The sequence below is a fragment of the Acinetobacter sp. MD2 genome (genome assembly GCF_035615575.1).
GTDB lineage: Bacteria > Pseudomonadota > Gammaproteobacteria > Pseudomonadales > Moraxellaceae > Acinetobacter.
Genome location: NZ_VTDK01000018.1, coordinates 1 through 631, shown reverse-complemented (window position 1 = coordinate 631; position 631 = coordinate 1). Strand labels below are relative to the sequence as shown.

Sequence of the window (631 nt, the reverse complement as noted above, 5' to 3'; positions counted from 1 at the left end):
CGCAGGCTATCACGTCTTTCTTCGCCTCTGACTGCCAAGGCATCCACCACATGCACTTAATTACTTGACTATACAACCCCAAACAGTCGCTAATACCTACAAGTAGCATTATCAACATTACAGTTTGAAGTACTGTGAACTTAATCACCGTACAGCTTCAATCTAAATTCATATACCAAAACGCTTGATTCAGTTAAATCTGCTAGTTCTCATATTGTCCTTTCGAACAATTGAGTAAAACAATTTATTTCAGACTCAATTTTCAATCTATTAATGAATTAACATAGCTTCGTCAGCTACATTAAACTGTGATAAATCACAGAGGTTAATAACAATGCCGCGTATCATACGCAACTTTATCACTAATCTCTATAAGCTACCGTGTTACTTGCTTATTCCGTATCCAGAAGATACGTGGTGGAGACTAGGAGGGTCGAACTCCTGACCTCCTGCGTGCAAAGCAGGCGCTCTACCAACTAAGCTAAGTCCCCAGCTTATTTCATTTCGAATTACGTACCAATCTTTTTGTCTACCTTCTCATGTTGCAGAGTTTGGTGGGTCTGACAAGACTTGAACTTGTGACCCCACGCTTATCAAGCGTGTGCTCTAACCAACTGAGCTACAGACCCTC

General features: G+C 40.9%; 2 tRNA genes. Both read right to left on the bottom strand.

Annotated features, from left to right (window positions below):
* Positions 1–415 precede the first annotated feature (415 nt).
* Positions 416–491, bottom strand: a tRNA-Ala gene (locus tag FXN70_RS11910).
* A gap of 61 nt (positions 492–552) precedes the next feature.
* Positions 553–629 (bottom strand) — tRNA-Ile (locus FXN70_RS11905).
* Positions 630–631 lie beyond the last annotated feature (2 nt).